We start from the raw sequence: 14,603 nt of genomic DNA on the forward strand, positions 1-14,603 counted from the left end.
TTCCTGATTGGTCAAGCCTGCATATCCCGCCACGTCAGGTACACACGCAGATCGAACTCGATCTGGTGATACCCCGGCAGCATGTGCTCGCACAGTTTATAGAACGCCTTGTTGTGATCCGATTCCTTGAAGTGCGCCAGCTCGTGCACCACGATCATCTTCAGAAAATCCGGCGCGGCGTCCTTGAACAGCGCGGCGATGCGGATTTCCTTGTTGGCCTTGAGCTTGCCGCCCTGCACCCGTGACACCGTGGTGTGCAGACCGAGCGCGCGGTGGGTCAGGTCGAGGCGGTTGTCGAACAGCACTTTGTCGATCGCCGGCGCATTACGCATGTACTGCTGCTTGAGATCCAGCGCGTAGCTGTACAAGGCCTTGTCGCTCTGCACGTCGTGTCGCCCTGAATAGCGCTGATTCAGGTATTCACCCAGACGCCCTTCGGCAATCAGTTGGCGCACCTGATCCTGCAATTGCGCGGGGTAGGCCTGGAGGTACTTCAACACAGTCATGGACGAGCGACGCGGTTCGAAAAAGGTCCGCCAGTGTAGCGAATTCAACCGGGCAGCGCGCTCCAGTCAAAGGGTTCGACGAAGCTGACCGCGTCTTCGGCGATCAACGGCCGCGCGACGAGGAAGCCCTGCACGTATTCGCAGCCATGGGCTTGCAGCCACTGATATTGCTCGGGGGTTTCCACTCCTTCGGCGATCACCAGCAGACCGTATTGCTTGCACAGGTCGATGACCATGCGCACCAGCGCCGCATCACGAGGCGAGTCCGGCAGGCGCGCGATCAAGTGGCGGTCGAGCTTCAGCGTGTCCAGCTCCAGATCGCGCAGATGCGCCAGCGAACACGGCCCCGAACCAAAATCATCCAGCGCCACGCGCACCCCGAGATGACGCAGCAGCCGCAGTTGCTTGCGGGTTTCGTCCGGGTCTTGCATCAACGCTTCTTCGGTGACTTCGACTTCCAGTTGCCGCGGTTGCAGCGCATGGCGTTCCATGACTTGACGCAATTCAGTGACCAGATTCGGCAGGCCGAACTGGGTATTGCTCAGGCTCACGCCGAGCACCAGATCTTCAGCGAACAAGGTTTCCCAGGCTTTGCGCTGACCGGCGCCACGGTGATAGATCCAGCTGCCGAGGCGACTGATCAAGCGCGCCTCTTCCAGCAACGGCAGAAACAACCCCGGCGGCACATCGCCGACGCTTGGATGCTGCCAGCGCAGCAACGCTTCGAACCCACGGATCTGTCCGCTGCCGATCGCCACCTGCGGCTGATAGACCAGATTGAAATCGCGATTCTCGATGGCCTCACGCACGCTGTCTTCCAGCATCAGACGCGAGCGTGCGCGGCCGTTCATTTCAGGGTCATAGAAACGATATTGCTGACGCCCGGCGCGCTTGGCCTCGTACATAGCGATGTCCGATGCGCGCAGCAAGCCGTCGAGATTGCGCCCGCAGTCAGGATAGGTGGCGATGCCGATACTGGCGCCAAGAACGATATCCAGACCTTCGATCTGCTGACACACCGATACCCGTTCGATGAGTTTTTCGGCAATCTTCGCCGCTTGCTCGGGGAATTCCAGATCCAGCAGCGCGGTGAATTCATCGCCGCCCATGCGCGCGAGAATATCGAACGGCCGCAGGCACGCTTTCAATTGCTCGGAAACCCAGCGCAACACGCGGTCGCCGGCATCGTGACCGAGGGAATCATTGACCCGCTTGAAGCCATCGAGATCGAGGTAGAGCAGCACCCAGCTGCTGTCGCTGCGCTCGCCGCGCAACAGCAGGTTTTCGACGGTCTGGTAGAACCCGCGCCGGTTGAGCAGCCCGGTCAGCGGATCGGTCACCGCCTGGAATTCCAGTTGCTGGTGCAAGTGACGCACCACCGACATGTCCAGCACCGTCACCACCATCGCATGCTGCTCCGAGGACAGCGGCGCACAGGACAATGCCACCGGCACTTGCTGCCCGGGCGCCGTGCGCAGCAACGCATCATGCAGGCGCAGGGTTTCACCGCGCTGGTAACCGGCGTAGAACTCGGAATCGGCCCACAGGGGAATGTGTGGCTTCTGCAGGAAATCGAGAAACTCCTTGCCTTGCAGATCCTTCACCGGCGCATTGAGCAACCGCGAAATCGCCGGGTTGGCGAAGCGGATCACACCGTCCTCGCTCAACACCAGAATGCCTTCGGCGGCGTTGTCCAGCACCGAGGCATTGAAGGCGCGCGCCACTTCCAGGTCATGACTGAGGCGTTGCAGGGCACGGCGATTGCGCTGGTGCTCGAGCAGCGCCTGAACCTTGGGCTTGAGGATTTGCGGATCGAACGGCTTGAACAGGTAATCCACCGCGCCACTGGCATAGCCCTTGATCACGGCATCCTGGGATTGCTCGTTGGCGGTGAGGAAAATGATCGGTGTCAGCCGCGTACGCTGGCTGCCGCGCATCAGCCGCGCGACCTCGAAACCGTCCATGCCGGGCATCTGCACATCGAGCAGGACCAGGTCGATGTCGTGTTCGAGCAAAAGGTTCAGTGCCTCGAAACCCGAGGCGGCGGTCATCACGTGCCAATCCTGACGCTGCAGCAACGCGCGCATGCTGATCAGATTTTCGGGGTAATCATCGACGATCAAAAGGACCGAGCTGCCTTCACCTGGCTGGGGTTGCGCGCATTCCATGCTGCTTCTCTTATCGGGACCGGTTGCCGGCAAAACCATAGACGTACTGAGCCTTCACTCTAGACGCGGATCAGTGAAAGCAGAAGCTGTCATCCCGCCATCATTTAAACAATGCTCAACCTAGCCGACTAACGGTCACCGCTACAGCCCCCGAGAACCGGGCGAGATGGCATTTCGACAGGATGTTGACGTCAAGTAATCGCCGGACGGGCATTAACAAAAATTGCCGCTACGCTTATAAAGACGCCCGAAAACGCGCGGGCTAGAGCTTCTGGCACCGGCGTTCCGGATGAATTGATTGGAAGAACCGTCATGATCGACCTCGCAACCTGGAACCTCAGCGTTCCTGTTGGCAGCCCGCCGTACACCGTCGAAACCTCGAAACTGGTGGATGGCTTCAAGGATCAGTACTTCCATTCCGACACCGGCACCCTGTTCTTCTGGTCCCCGGTGACTGGCTCGAAAACCGAAAACGCCATCTACCCGCGTACCGAACTGCGCGAAACCTACAGCAACGGCACCCTGCGCAACTGGTACTACCCGGACGCCGACAACCTGCTGCGCGCCACCCTCGCGGTGAACAAGGTGCCGAGCTCGGGCAAGATCGTCATCGGCCAGATTCACGCGTACGAAAGCCAGCGGCCGATGGTCAAGCTCGAATATCAGTACAAGGAAAAAACCCAGACCGGCAATCTGGTGATCAAAGTGCGCATGCGCCCGGACGACGCCGAAAGCCGCGTCATCACCCTCGCCACCGGCGTCAAGCTTGATCGCGAATTCAACTACCTCATCCACTTGAGCCCCGGCGGTGCCCTGGGCGTGAGTGCGGCGGGCTATCAGTGGGACTCCCAGATCAGCGCGACCTGGCGCGACAAGCCGCTGTACTTCAAGGCCGGCGTGTATGTGCAGGACAACACCGGCTATACCAGTGAGGGTGGGCAGGTGACGTTTACCAAACTGGATATTGATCACGACAAGTAGCTAGCCGCCAAAATGACAAACAACCCATAACTTGCAGACCACACTCGCTCCAATTGTAGGAGTGGGCCTGCTCGCGATAACGGTGTGTCATTCAATATTCATGTGTCTGAAACTCCGCTATCGCGAGCAGGCTCACTCCTGCAAGGGCTTCAGGGGTGGGCTGCGGACTGCGCCACCTCAAAATGCGGGCCGCTGCCTTGGCGAAATGTCGCGTATACGCGACTTTGAGTAGCAAATGTCACCGTAGCGGTACACCGCTTATCATTTATCAGCCTTTTCCTTTCTACCGCTTGATAAAGGATGACGCTTCAAACCCGAACCGACCGAGTCATTCAACGCAACCATGCGCCCGATGTCCCATTCGCGTTGCATCCTTGCAAACAATTCAACGTCTATCCGTGGTCGGTGAATCAAAAGCGCCTGACTCATTGCCTCGGCTATCCGGTCGACGATCAGTGCTGGCTTATCCACAGCGCAGTGTTTACGACCAAACTCAATCAACTGCTGACGATCCGGATAAGCTTTGGCCTTGTTCATCTTGATGGCGAGAGTACGGTCAACCAGCGATCGCCCGGTCCTGGGGTTGTAGTTCTCGTATACGGTTGTCGTCGTGACATCGTATACCGGCGCCAACTGCACCGTTTCAGAGGCCGCGGGGTGCGTGTAGGTCACCCCGAAGTTTTTCAAATGCGCATCGCCGTTACGCACCATGACCGAAAGACAGACGGATGAAAAAAATCGTTCCAGTTCTCGTATCGGGTCGGCATGCCTGCATACCTGACGGATCACTGCAGCAAGGGTTTCGTAGCTCTGCGAATATTTATAGTTGTCGTGGGGATCCTTGTTTAACCCCAGCAGCACCGCCATGTCTTCAAAGCCAAGGCGATCAGACGCTGTCAGATCAAAACGCTCCATGACAAACAGCTCACCGTTATCGGAAAGCCAGAAAGGCGGCGTGTACAGTCCTGCCAGCCGCGCTGCTTCCAGACACAGAAACTCGTTTTGAGCCAGGTGCTCATACTCTTCCGCTCCTGATTTGACGATAAGGTCGGAGCTGATCACTGTTTTTCGGCTACCAGTCAGTTTGTCCAGATCGGGCACCAGAACCTTGGGCTGAACACCTGAAATCCCCGATTCGAAGTAGGTTTCGACCAAAAAACCGAAAACATGCTGAGAGGTGTCCGCCGACAGGATCTCCTGCAGGCCGACCTGCGCACGAACAGAGCCTGAAGGTTCTACCGGATTCTCATACGTGAGGCGACCGATCTGATTACCGCCAATGACGGACAACAGGCGCATTTCATCCACTTGCATATGCTTGGCCATGCGCCGCTTGATTTGGTCGGCCAGATATCCCTCAGGCACATTCATATCGAAGATGGGCTGCAATACGCTGCTCACCGACGGTGTCGGGTCATAGGGCATGACCAGGGAAACTTCCTTGAGTGGCGACGCTGACTGGTAAGCGAATGAAAACTGCGAACCTTTGGACAACTCGCCGGAATGGCCCTGAGGCGTCATGACATTCAGTCGTTTCACCTTACTCATCATGCTCTACCAATTCGGCGAGTGATTTGAGATCGATTCGGTTATCGACAATCTCCAACGCCATGCCTAACGCGGCAATAACTCTAAACACCGTATAAAAAGCGACGTTTTCGCCTGCTTCTAGATCGATGATGGTTTTGCGGCTGCAATGAGCCCTATGCGCAAGCAGCGCTTGACTGTAGCCCTTGGCTTTGCGCAATTGGCGAATACGCTGGGCAAACGTTGCTGGATTATCGAGAAGCAAAATGTCACCCATATCGGACTTTAAATAGATTATTACCAGTAAAGTCCCCTTTAGGTGACATTTCAAGCAAAAGGATGCCGATGTCTTGTCACAACGCTTCCACCACAAAAAACCCGCCTCTCGGCGGGTTTCTTTTTAATCAGCTCAACGCTCAGGCTCAGTTGACCTTGGCGTTCAACTCACCCTTCAGATAACGCTGGTACATCGCTTCCAGCGAGATCGGTTTGATCTTCGAGGCATTACCGGCAGTACCGAACGCTTCATAACGAGCGATACATACATCGCGCATTGCGGTCACGGTGGCGCCGAAGAATTTACGTGGGTCGAATTCGCTCGGGTTGGTGGCCATCAGGCGACGCATGGCGCCAGTGGAGGCCAGGCGCAGGTCGGTGTCGATGTTGACCTTGCGCACGCCGTGCTTGATGCCTTCGACGATCTCTTCAACCGGGACGCCGTAGGTTTCTTTGATGTCGCCGCCGTACTGGTTGATGATCGCCAGCCACTCTTGTGGCACGGAGGACGAACCGTGCATCACCAGGTGGGTGTTCGGGATGCGCTTGTGGATTTCCTTGATGCGGTCGATCGCCAGCACGTCGCCGGTTGGTGGCTTGGTGAACTTGTAGGCACCGTGGCTGGTGCCGATGGCGATGGCCAGGGCGTCGACCTGGGTGCGCTTGACGAAGTCAGCGGCTTCTTCCGGGTCGGTCAGCATCTGGCTGTGATCCAGAACGCCTTCAGCGCCGATGCCGTCTTCTTCACCGGCCATACCGGTTTCCAGCGAACCCAGGCAACCCAGCTCGCCTTCTACCGAAACGCCGCAGGCGTGGGCCATGGCCACGGTCTGCTGGGTGACGCGGACGTTGTAGTCGTAGTCGGTCGGGGTCTTGCCGTCTTCGCCCAGCGAGCCGTCCATCATTACCGAGCTGAAGCCCAGTTGAATCGAACGCTGGCAGACGTCAGGGCTGGTGCCGTGGTCCTGGTGCATGCACACCGGGATGTGCGGGAATTCTTCGATCGCGGCCAGGATCAAGTGACGCAGGAATGGCGCGCCGGCGTATTTGCGGGCGCCGGCCGAAGCCTGGACGATCACCGGGGAGTCAGTCTTGTCAGCGGCTTCCATGATGGCGCGCATCTGCTCAAGGTTGTTGACGTTGAAGGCTGGAACGCCGTAGCCGAACTCGGCTGCGTGGTCCAGCATCTGGCGCATGCTGATAAGTGCCATTGTGTGTGTCTCTCCCGGTTGAGGGTCGTTGATCGTGCCAGCCTGCCGAAGCGGCGGCGGCTATTCAAGTTAATGCAGATCGGGGGTTGAGGCCCGGTCTGGTGATTCGGTAAAGCAAATTCCAAGAACTACACAGATCCCCTGTGGGAGCGAGCCTGCTCGCGAAAGCAATCTTGCAGTCGCTGATGCAGTGCTTGCCAGGCCGCTTTCGCGAGCAGGCTCGCTCCCACAGTAGAACTGTGGTGTGTCAATTACTGCGCCTTGCAACCACGGCCAATCAGGTCATTGGTGGCGACCCAGTACACCAGGCCTTCGTCACCCTTGACGTGAAACGCCAGCATGCCGTCGCTGTACAGCGTGCCAGAGGCGCCCGGCTCTTCTTTCAGGCGATAGACCTGATCACCGCCGCCGAGGCGAACGTCGACTTCCTTCTGGCCGGCATCGGCGTAACGCCACAACACCTTGGCCTGACTGTCGCAGGTCCAGGTCGTCCAGTTGTCTGCCGGGGCCGACGACTGAAACAGGTTCAACTGCGCGCAACCACCCAACAATGCCAACGCCGCAACGGCGATCAAGCCTTTCATCCGTGTTCCTCGACTGACGACGCATGCCGCCAGCCCTGAGTTAAAGAGTCAGACCCGTCAAGGACAACCATGTTCCTTGACCGGGGTTTGCGTCTCGTATTTGTCCAGGCCGTCCGGGCCCGAGCGCTTGTTCAGCACCGGGTTGGTTTCGGCCTGCCAGTCGGCCTGATAACAGCCCTTCTGCGGCTCGCTCGGTGCTGGCGTCGCGTCAGCCTTCGGGGTGCTCCCGCAGGCCGCCAGCGTACCGGTCAGCAACAACAGCGCTAACGACTTGACCATGTGAACACTCCTTTGCCTGGCCAAACGGGCGGCCTCAGGCCTTGGCCCGGCTTTCCAGGACTTCAACGGCAGGCAGCACCTTGCCCTCGACGAATTCGAGGAACGCGCCACCACCGGTGGAAATGTAGGAGATCTGCTCAGCCACGCCATATTTATCGATCGCCGCCAGGGTGTCGCCACCGCCCGCGATGGAGAATGCCGAGCTTTCGGCGATAGCCTGGGCCAGCACTTTGGTGCCGTTGCCGAACTGATCGAACTCGAACACACCAACCGGGCCGTTCCACAGAATGGTTTTCGACGACTTCAGCAGCTCGGCGAAATTGGCTGCAGTTTGCGGACCGATGTCGAGAATCATGTCGTCAGCCGCCACGTCAGCGATCAGCTTGACGGTCGCTTCAGCGCTTTCGGCAAATTCCTTGGCGACCACAACGTCAACCGGCAACGGTACGCTGACTTTGGCAGCGATTTCACGCGCGGTGTCGAGCAGGTCCGGTTCGTACAGCGACTTGCCGACCGGGTGACCAGCCGCCGCGAGGAAGGTGTTGGCGATGCCGCCGCCGACGATCAGTTGATCGCAGATCTGGCTCAGGCTGTTCAGCACGTCGAGTTTGGTCGACACCTTGGAGCCGGCAACGATGGCTGCCATTGGCTTGGCCGGCGCGCCGAGGGCTTTGCCCAGTGCATCCAGCTCAGCGGCCAGCAACGGGCCGGCGGCAGCGACTTTGGCGAACTTGGCTACACCATGGGTCGAACCCTCGGCGCGGTGAGCAGTACCGAAGGCGTCCATCACGAACACGTCGCAGAGGGCCGCGTATTGCTGCGCCAGGTCGTCGGCGTTCTTCTTCTCGCCCTTGTTGAAGCGTACGTTTTCAAACAGCACGACGTCGCCAGCCTTGACCTCAACGCCACCGAGGTAGTCAGCCACCAGCGGCACTTCACGGCCAAGCGCTTTGCTCAGGTAATCGGCGACAGGTTTCAGGCTGTTTTCGGCGGAGAATTCGCCTTCGGTAGGACGGCCCAGGTGCGAGCAGACCATCACTGCCGCGCCTTTTTCCAGGGCCAGCTTGATGGTCGGCAGCGAAGCCAGGATGCGCGCGTCGCTGGTGACAACACCGTCCTTGACGGGGACGTTGAGGTCTTCGCGGATCAATACGCGCTTACCTTGCAGATCGAGGTCGGACATCTTCAACACGGTCATGGGTCGCACTTCCTACGGTTTTTTTGAAGTTGCTGTTTGCAGATAGTGGTCTGCAACGTCCAGCATTCGGTTGGCAAAACCCCATTCGTTGTCGAACCAGGCCAGGATGTTCACCAGTTTGGGGCCGGAAACTCGGGTCTGGCTGGCATCGACGATGGCCGAATGTGGGTCATGGTTGAAATCACAGCTGGCGTGCGGTAACTCGGTATAGGCCAGAAGGCCTTTGAGCGGGCCGCTGGTGGCGGCTTCGCGCAGGATCCGGTTGACCTCATTGGCGTCAGTCGCCGTGGCGGTCTGCATCGTGATGTCGAGGCAGGACACGTTGACTGTCGGCACGCGCACGGCTTTGGCCTGAATTCGCCCGGCAAGTTCCGGCAGCAGGCGCTCGATACCGCGTGCCAGACCAGTGGACACCGGGATCACCGACTGGAACGCCGAACGCGTGCGGCGCAGGTCTTCGTGGTGATAGGCGTCGATCACTGGCTGATCGTTCATCGCCGAGTGAATCGTGGTGATCGACACGTAATCGAGGCCGATCGCCTGATCAAGCAGGCGCAGCAGCGGCACGCCGCAATTTGTCGTGCAGGAGGCATTGGACACCAGCAGTTCGTCGCCGGTCAGGCAGTCCTGATTGACGCCGTAGACGATGGTGGCGTCGACATCCGCTTCGCTGGCCATCGGCTGCGAAAACAGCACGCGCGGTGCGCCGGCGTCGAGAAAACGCTGGCCATCGGCACGGGTGTGGTAAGCGCCGGAGCACTCAAGCACCAGATCGACGCCCAGCGACGCCCAATCGATGCCTTCGGGGGTGGCACTGCGCAGGACCTTCACGCAGTCGCCATTGATATGCAGACAATCGCCTTCAACCCGCACTTCGCCGGGAAAGCGGCCGTGGGTGGAGTCGAAGCGTGTCAGGTATTCGATGCTGGCCATGTCGGCCAGATCGTTGATCGCGACAATTTCAAACCCGGCTTTCTCGCCTCGCTCAAACAACGCACGCAAGACGCAACGACCAATGCGGCCGTAGCCGTTGAGTGCAACTTTGTAGGGACGCGGTTGAGGCATGGGGTTCTCGATTACCGTGGTGAATCAGGCAGTGCGATGTTGCCTGAACCAACGCTTTCGCGAGCAGGCTCGCTCCCACATTGGAATGCATTTCCCCGTGGGAGCGAGCCTGCTCGCGAAGGCGTCAGCCCGGACAACATAACTGTCAGATTTAGTCTTCCAGCAGCTCTTCAGCCTGACCCAAGATGTTTTCCAGGGTAAAGCCGAACTCTTCGAACAATGCCGAAGCCGGCGCCGACTCACCGTAGGTGGTCATGCCGATCACACGACCTTCCAGACCCACGTACTTGAACCAGAAATCGGCGTGGGCGGCTTCGATGGCGATACGTGCGCTGACCTGCAATGGCAGAACCGACTGCTTGTACTCCGCATCCTGAGCATCGAACGCACTGGTGCAAGGCATCGAGACCACGCGAACCTTGCGGCCCTGCTCGGTCAGTTTGTCGAAGGCTTGCACGGCCAGACCGACTTCCGAACCGGTGGCGATCAGGATCAGCTCAGGCTCGCCTGCGCAGTCCTTGAGCACATAACCACCACGGCTGATGTTGGCAATCTGGCCAGCGTCGCGTTCCTGGTGCTGCAGGTTCTGCCGCGAGAAGATCAGCGCCGACGGGCCGTCCTTGCGCTCCAGCGCGTTTTTCCAGGCCACTGCCGATTCCACGGCATCGGCTGGACGCCAGGTGTCGAGGTTCGGCGTGCTGCGCAGGCTGGTCAATTGCTCGATCGGCTGGTGCGTCGGGCCGTCTTCGCCCAGACCGATAGAGTCGTGGGTGTACACGTGAATCACGCGCTTCTTCATCAAAGCAGACATACGTACGGCGTTGCGTGCGTATTCCATGAACATCAGGAAGGTCGCGCCGTAAGGCACCAGACCGCCGTGCAGGGCGACGCCGTTCATGATCGCGGTCATGCCGAACTCGCGCACGCCGTAGTACATGTAGTTGCCGCTGGCGTCTTCAGCGCTGACGCCTTTGCAGCCTTTCCACAGGGTCAGGTTGGAGCCGGCGAGGTCAGCCGAACCGCCGAGCATTTCCGGCAGCAGCGGGCCGAAAGCGTTGAGGGTGTTCTGGCTGGCTTTGCGGCTGGCGATGGTTTCGCCCTTGGCGGCGACTTCGGCGATGTAAGCCGAGGCTTTTTCCGAGAAGTCGGCCGGCAGTTCGCCGCTCAGACGACGAATCAGCTCGTTGGCTTCAGTCGGGAATGCAGCGGAGTAAGCGGCGAAACGCTGATCCCACTCGGCTTCGACCGCGCGGCCAGCTTCTTTGGCATCCCACTCGGCATAGATGTCGGCCGGGATTTCGAACGGGCCGTAGTTCCAGTTCAGCGCCTGACGGGTCAGGGCGATTTCTGCGTCACCCAATGGGGCGCCGTGGCAATCTTCCTTGCCCTGCTTGTTCGGCGAACCGAAACCGATGGTGGTCTTGCAGCAGATCAGCGTCGGTTGAGCGCTCTTGCGTGCGGTTTCGATGGCGGTCTTGATCTCTTCCGGATCATGGCCGTCGACGTTGCGGATCACCTGCCAGTTGTAGGCTTCGAAACGCTTCGGCGTGTCATCGGTGAACCACCCTTCGACTTCACCGTCGATGGAAATGCCGTTGTCATCGTAGAAGGCAATCAGCTTGCCCAGGCCCAGCGTGCCGGCCAGGGAGGCGACTTCGTGGGAAATGCCTTCCATCATGCAGCCATCACCGAGGAACACGTAGGTGTGGTGATCAACGATGTTGTGGCCGGGACGGTTGAACTGCGCGCCCATGACTTTTTCAGCCAGAGCGAAACCGACGGCGTTGGCCAGACCCTGACCCAGCGGGCCGGTGGTGGTTTCGACGCCCGGGGTGTAACCGAATTCCGGGTGGCCTGGAGTGCGGCTGTGCAGTTGACGGAACTGCTTGAGGTCGTCGATCGACAGGTCGTAGCCGGTCAGGTGCAGCAGCGAGTAGATCAACATCGAGCCGTGGCCGTTGGACAGCACGAAGCGGTCACGGTCGGCGAACGACGGGTTGCTCGGGTTGTGCTTGAGGTAGTCGCGCCACAGCACTTCGGCAATATCTGCCATACCCATAGGGGCACCGGGATGGCCGCTGTTGGCTTTTTGCACGGCATCCATGCTGAGGGCACGAATGGCGTTGGCACGCTCACGACGGCTAGGCATCGCTGATCTCCTGGGTGTGAATAGACTGAAACGGAAAAAAGGAGGGCATTTTCCCTCACCCATGCGCCTCGGGGCAATGACAGATAGTCATCGGCAGGCGTTTTTCCAATCGATAGCACAGGTTTCGCTTGGTGAAACCTTTCCGCTATTCGTTTGTAGAGACTGCCGTCCGCCGAGAAGTGCCATTTATCGAGCAATATCAAAACTTTTTGATATTGACCTTGCGGTGCCTTGCCCCCGTCTCTAGACTGCCAGCCCTATGAACTTACGCGTGCCTTCCATTCGCCATGACGATTGCGACGAGCTGGCGGCCCTGTGCAAGGCCGGCGGCGATCCGCTGCGGCTGAATGTATTGCGCGCGCTGGCCAACGATTCGTTTGGCGTGCTGGAGCTGGCGCAGATTTTCGGCATCGGCCAGTCGGGCATGAGCCACCACCTCAAGGTGCTGGCGCAAGCCGATCTGGTGGCGACACGCCGTGAGGGCAACGCGATTTTCTATCGTCGTGCCCTGCCCCACAGCGAATTGCTCGGCGGCAAGCTGCACGCGGCATTGCTGGAAGAAGTCGACAATCTGGATCTGCCCGATGAAGTGCAAGCACGCATCGAGCAGGTTCATGGTCAGCGTGCCGCCGCCAGCCGGGATTTTTTCGCCCGGGTCGCGGAGAAATTCCGTGCCCAGCAAGATTTGATCGCAGGCCTGCCGCAGTACCGTGACAGCGTGCTGGCCCTGCTCGACAAACTGAACTTCGATGGTGCAGCCACGGCCATTGAAGTCGGCCCCGGCGATGGTGCTTTTCTGCCGGAACTGGCCCGTCGTTTCGGCACCGTAACCGCGCTGGACAACAGCCCGGCGATGCTCGAACTGGCGCGTCAGGTGTGTGAACGTGAACAGCTGGCTAACGTCAGCCTGCAATTGGCCGATGCATTGAACGGCACAAGCCTTCAAGCCGATTGCGTGGTGTTGAACATGGTCCTGCACCATTTCGCCGCTCCGGCCGATGCGCTCAGGCACATGGCCGATCTGCTGCAACCGGGCGGTAGCCTGCTCGTGACAGAGTTATGTAGCCACAACCAGAGTTGGGCCAGGGAGGCCTGCGGTGATCTCTGGTTGGGGTTTGAACAGGACGATCTGGCCCGTTGGGCCACCGCTGCGGGACTCGTTCCCGGGGAAAGCCTCTATGTAGGCTTACGTAATGGTTTCCAGATCCAGGTTCGCCACTTTCAGCGACCGGCTGGCGACACTCACCATCGGTAAATTCAGGAAAACATCGAGATGAGCGAATACTCCCTCTTCACCTCCGAGTCCGTGTCTGAAGGACATCCGGACAAAATCGCCGACCAGATTTCCGATGCGGTGCTGGACGCCATTATTGCCCAGGACAAACACGCTCGCGTGGCTGTGGAAACCCTGGTCAAGACCGGCGTAGCCATCGTTGCCGGTGAAGTGACCACCAGCGCCTGGGTCGACCTGGAGCAGATCGTTCGTGACGTGATTTGCGACATTGGCTACACCAGCTCCGAAGTCGGCTTCGACGGCGCGACCTGCGGCGTGATGAACATCATCGGCAAGCAGTCCCCTGACATCAACCAGGGTGTCGACCGCGCCAAGCCTGAAGATCAGGGCGCCGGCGACCAGGGCCTGATGTTCGGTTACGCCAGCAACGAAACCGACGTTTTGATGCCAGCGCCGATCACCTTCTCGCACCAGCTGGTGCAGCGTCAGGCTGAAGCACGCAAGTCGGGCCTGCTGCCTTGGCTGCGTCCGGATGCCAAGTCGCAAGTGACCTGCCGTTACGAAGGCGGCAAGGTTGTCGGTATCGACGCTGTTGTTCTGTCGACCCAGCACAACCCGGAAGTGTCGTACAAAGACCTGCGCGAAGGCGTGATGGAGCTGATCGTCAAGCACGTACTGCCTGCCGAACTGCTGAGCAAGGACACCCAGTTCCACATCAACCCGACCGGCCAGTTCATCATTGGCGGCCCGGTAGGTGACTGCGGTCTGACCGGCCGCAAGATCATCGTCGACAGCTACGGCGGCATGGCCCGTCACGGCGGCGGCGCGTTCTCCGGCAAGGATCCTTCGAAGGTTGACCGTTCGGCTGCCTACGCTGGCCGTTACGTGGCCAAGAACATCGTTGCGGCCGGCCTGGCCGAGCGTTGCGAGATCCAGGTGTCCTACGCGATCGGTGTGGCCCAGCCTACGTCGATCTCGCTGAACACCTTCGGCACCGGCAAGATCAGCGATGACAAGATCATCAAACTGGTGCGTGAAGTGTTCGACCTGCGTCCATACGCGATCACCACCATGCTCGACCTGCTGCACCCGATGTACCAGGAAACCGCAGCCTACGGCCACTTCGGTCGTGCGCCGCAGACCAAGACCGTTGGCGAAGACAGCTTCACCACGTTCACCTGGGAAAAAACCGACCGCGCCGACGCCCTGCGTTCCGCCGCTGGCCTGTAATACCCTGGCTGCAAGAAAGCCCCGCACGGTTCGCGCCGTGCGGGGCTTTTTCATGCCTGACAGATTTTTGAGATCCCTGTGGGAGCGAGCCTGCTCGCGAAGGCGCCCGCCCATGCAACGACAATTCAGAATCCGGAAACACCTCGAAAAACACCCCCGGTAACGCATTTCGAATCCTCACCTACCCTTCAAATA

At 59.4% G+C, this 14,603-nt stretch carries 13 protein-coding genes; 3 read left to right on the top strand and 10 right to left on the bottom strand.

Translation table 11 applies throughout. The features are described 5' to 3' along the window. Positions 1–11: 11 nt before the first annotated feature. Together AB4O45_RS11060 and AB4O45_RS11065 are read right to left on the bottom strand one after the other, a co-directional pair. Positions 12–506 (bottom strand): YgjP-like metallopeptidase domain-containing protein, encoded by a 495-nt coding sequence (locus AB4O45_RS11060; RefSeq protein WP_038861199.1) that lies wholly within the window; start codon positions 504–506, stop codon positions 12–14. A 44-nt stretch (positions 507–550) separates the two neighbouring features. Further along, a complete protein-coding gene (locus AB4O45_RS11065; RefSeq protein WP_460161395.1) occupies positions 551–2,674 on the bottom strand; it encodes a putative bifunctional diguanylate cyclase/phosphodiesterase in 2,124 nt (707 codons plus the stop codon). A 312-nt stretch (positions 2,675–2,986) separates the two neighbouring features. Between AB4O45_RS11065 and AB4O45_RS11070 the strand changes: the two genes are divergently transcribed. After that, positions 2,987–3,655: a polysaccharide lyase family 7 protein gene (locus tag AB4O45_RS11070; protein ID WP_016772792.1), complete on the top strand. Its 669-nt coding sequence runs from the start codon at positions 2,987–2,989 to the stop codon at positions 3,653–3,655. Between the two features lie 261 nt (positions 3,656–3,916). Here AB4O45_RS11070 and AB4O45_RS11075 read toward each other — a convergent pair whose 3' ends face one another. The 8 genes from AB4O45_RS11075 to tkt all read right to left on the bottom strand — a co-directional run bounded on the left by AB4O45_RS11075 (position 3,917) and on the right by tkt (position 11,944). Then, positions 3,917–5,203, bottom strand: coding sequence for a type II toxin-antitoxin system HipA family toxin (locus AB4O45_RS11075; protein ID WP_095181356.1), 1,287 nt, complete (start codon positions 5,201–5,203; stop codon positions 3,917–3,919). Continuing rightward, the gene (locus AB4O45_RS11080) at positions 5,196–5,459 is read right to left on the bottom strand and encodes a helix-turn-helix transcriptional regulator (RefSeq protein ID WP_024014619.1); all 264 of its coding nucleotides are present in this window, start codon (positions 5,457–5,459) and stop codon (positions 5,196–5,198) included. The genes AB4O45_RS11075 and AB4O45_RS11080 overlap by 8 nt, the downstream gene beginning before the upstream one ends. A gap of 145 nt (positions 5,460–5,604) precedes the next feature. Beyond that, a complete protein-coding gene (fba, locus tag AB4O45_RS11085; protein WP_008081027.1) occupies positions 5,605–6,669 on the bottom strand; it encodes a class II fructose-bisphosphate aldolase in 1,065 nt (354 codons plus the stop codon). A 251-nt stretch (positions 6,670–6,920) separates the two neighbouring features. After that, positions 6,921–7,253, bottom strand: coding sequence for an MliC family protein (locus tag AB4O45_RS11090; RefSeq protein ID WP_064365344.1), 333 nt, complete (start codon positions 7,251–7,253; stop codon positions 6,921–6,923). Between the two features lie 57 nt (positions 7,254–7,310). Then, entirely contained in the window at positions 7,311–7,532 is a 222-nt protein-coding gene (locus AB4O45_RS11095) for a hypothetical protein (RefSeq protein WP_016772786.1), read from the bottom strand. A gap of 34 nt (positions 7,533–7,566) precedes the next feature. Next, positions 7,567–8,730 (bottom strand): phosphoglycerate kinase, encoded by a 1,164-nt coding sequence (locus AB4O45_RS11100; protein WP_375122805.1) that lies wholly within the window; start codon positions 8,728–8,730, stop codon positions 7,567–7,569. Positions 8,731–8,742: 12 nt separating this feature from the next. Continuing rightward, on the bottom strand, positions 8,743–9,795 hold the full coding sequence (gene epd, locus AB4O45_RS11105; protein ID WP_310218926.1) for an erythrose-4-phosphate dehydrogenase: 1,053 nt from the start codon (positions 9,793–9,795) through the stop codon (positions 8,743–8,745). A 151-nt stretch (positions 9,796–9,946) separates the two neighbouring features. Then, positions 9,947–11,944 (bottom strand): transketolase, encoded by a 1,998-nt coding sequence (gene tkt, locus AB4O45_RS11110; protein WP_150636886.1) that lies wholly within the window; start codon positions 11,942–11,944, stop codon positions 9,947–9,949. A gap of 259 nt (positions 11,945–12,203) precedes the next feature. On the opposite strand from tkt, the gene AB4O45_RS11115 reads away from it, so the two are divergent. Together AB4O45_RS11115 and metK are read left to right on the top strand one after the other, a co-directional pair. Then, positions 12,204–13,199 (top strand): ArsR/SmtB family transcription factor, encoded by a 996-nt coding sequence (locus tag AB4O45_RS11115; RefSeq protein ID WP_024014623.1) that lies wholly within the window; start codon positions 12,204–12,206, stop codon positions 13,197–13,199. 18 nt (positions 13,200–13,217) lie between these two features. Continuing rightward, a complete protein-coding gene (metK, locus tag AB4O45_RS11120) occupies positions 13,218–14,408 on the top strand; it encodes a methionine adenosyltransferase (protein ID WP_024014624.1) in 1,191 nt (396 codons plus the stop codon). The last annotated feature ends 195 nt before the right edge of the window (positions 14,409–14,603 follow it).

The organism is Pseudomonas sp. S2_B10 (genome assembly GCF_054668425.1).

Excerpts from the sequence above, each read along its gene's own strand:
- tkt (WP_150636886.1), bottom strand. The coding sequence starts at position 11,944 with ATGCCTAGCCGTCGTGAGCGTGCCAACGCCATTCGTGCCCTCAGCATG.
- metK (WP_024014624.1), top strand. The coding sequence starts at position 13,218 with ATGAGCGAATACTCCCTCTTCACCTCCGAGTCCGTGTCTGAAGGACAT.
- AB4O45_RS11115 (WP_024014623.1), top strand. The coding sequence starts at position 12,204 with ATGAACTTACGCGTGCCTTCCATTCGCCATGACGATTGCGACGAGCTG.
- AB4O45_RS11070 (WP_016772792.1), top strand. The coding sequence starts at position 2,987 with ATGATCGACCTCGCAACCTGGAACCTCAGCGTTCCTGTTGGCAGCCCG.
- AB4O45_RS11090 (WP_064365344.1), bottom strand. The coding sequence starts at position 7,253 with ATGAAAGGCTTGATCGCCGTTGCGGCGTTGGCATTGTTGGGTGGTTGC.
- AB4O45_RS11080 (WP_024014619.1), bottom strand. The coding sequence starts at position 5,459 with ATGGGTGACATTTTGCTTCTCGATAATCCAGCAACGTTTGCCCAGCGT.
- epd (WP_310218926.1), bottom strand. The coding sequence starts at position 9,795 with ATGCCTCAACCGCGTCCCTACAAAGTTGCACTCAACGGCTACGGCCGC.
- AB4O45_RS11060 (WP_038861199.1), bottom strand. The coding sequence starts at position 506 with ATGACTGTGTTGAAGTACCTCCAGGCCTACCCCGCGCAATTGCAGGAT.
- AB4O45_RS11095 (WP_016772786.1), bottom strand. The coding sequence starts at position 7,532 with ATGGTCAAGTCGTTAGCGCTGTTGTTGCTGACCGGTACGCTGGCGGCC.
- fba (WP_008081027.1), bottom strand. The coding sequence starts at position 6,669 with ATGGCACTTATCAGCATGCGCCAGATGCTGGACCACGCAGCCGAGTTC.
- AB4O45_RS11075 (WP_095181356.1), bottom strand. The coding sequence starts at position 5,203 with ATGAGTAAGGTGAAACGACTGAATGTCATGACGCCTCAGGGCCATTCC.
- AB4O45_RS11100 (WP_375122805.1), bottom strand. The coding sequence starts at position 8,730 with ATGACCGTGTTGAAGATGTCCGACCTCGATCTGCAAGGTAAGCGCGTA.
- AB4O45_RS11065 (WP_460161395.1), bottom strand. The coding sequence starts at position 2,674 with ATGGAATGCGCGCAACCCCAGCCAGGTGAAGGCAGCTCGGTCCTTTTG.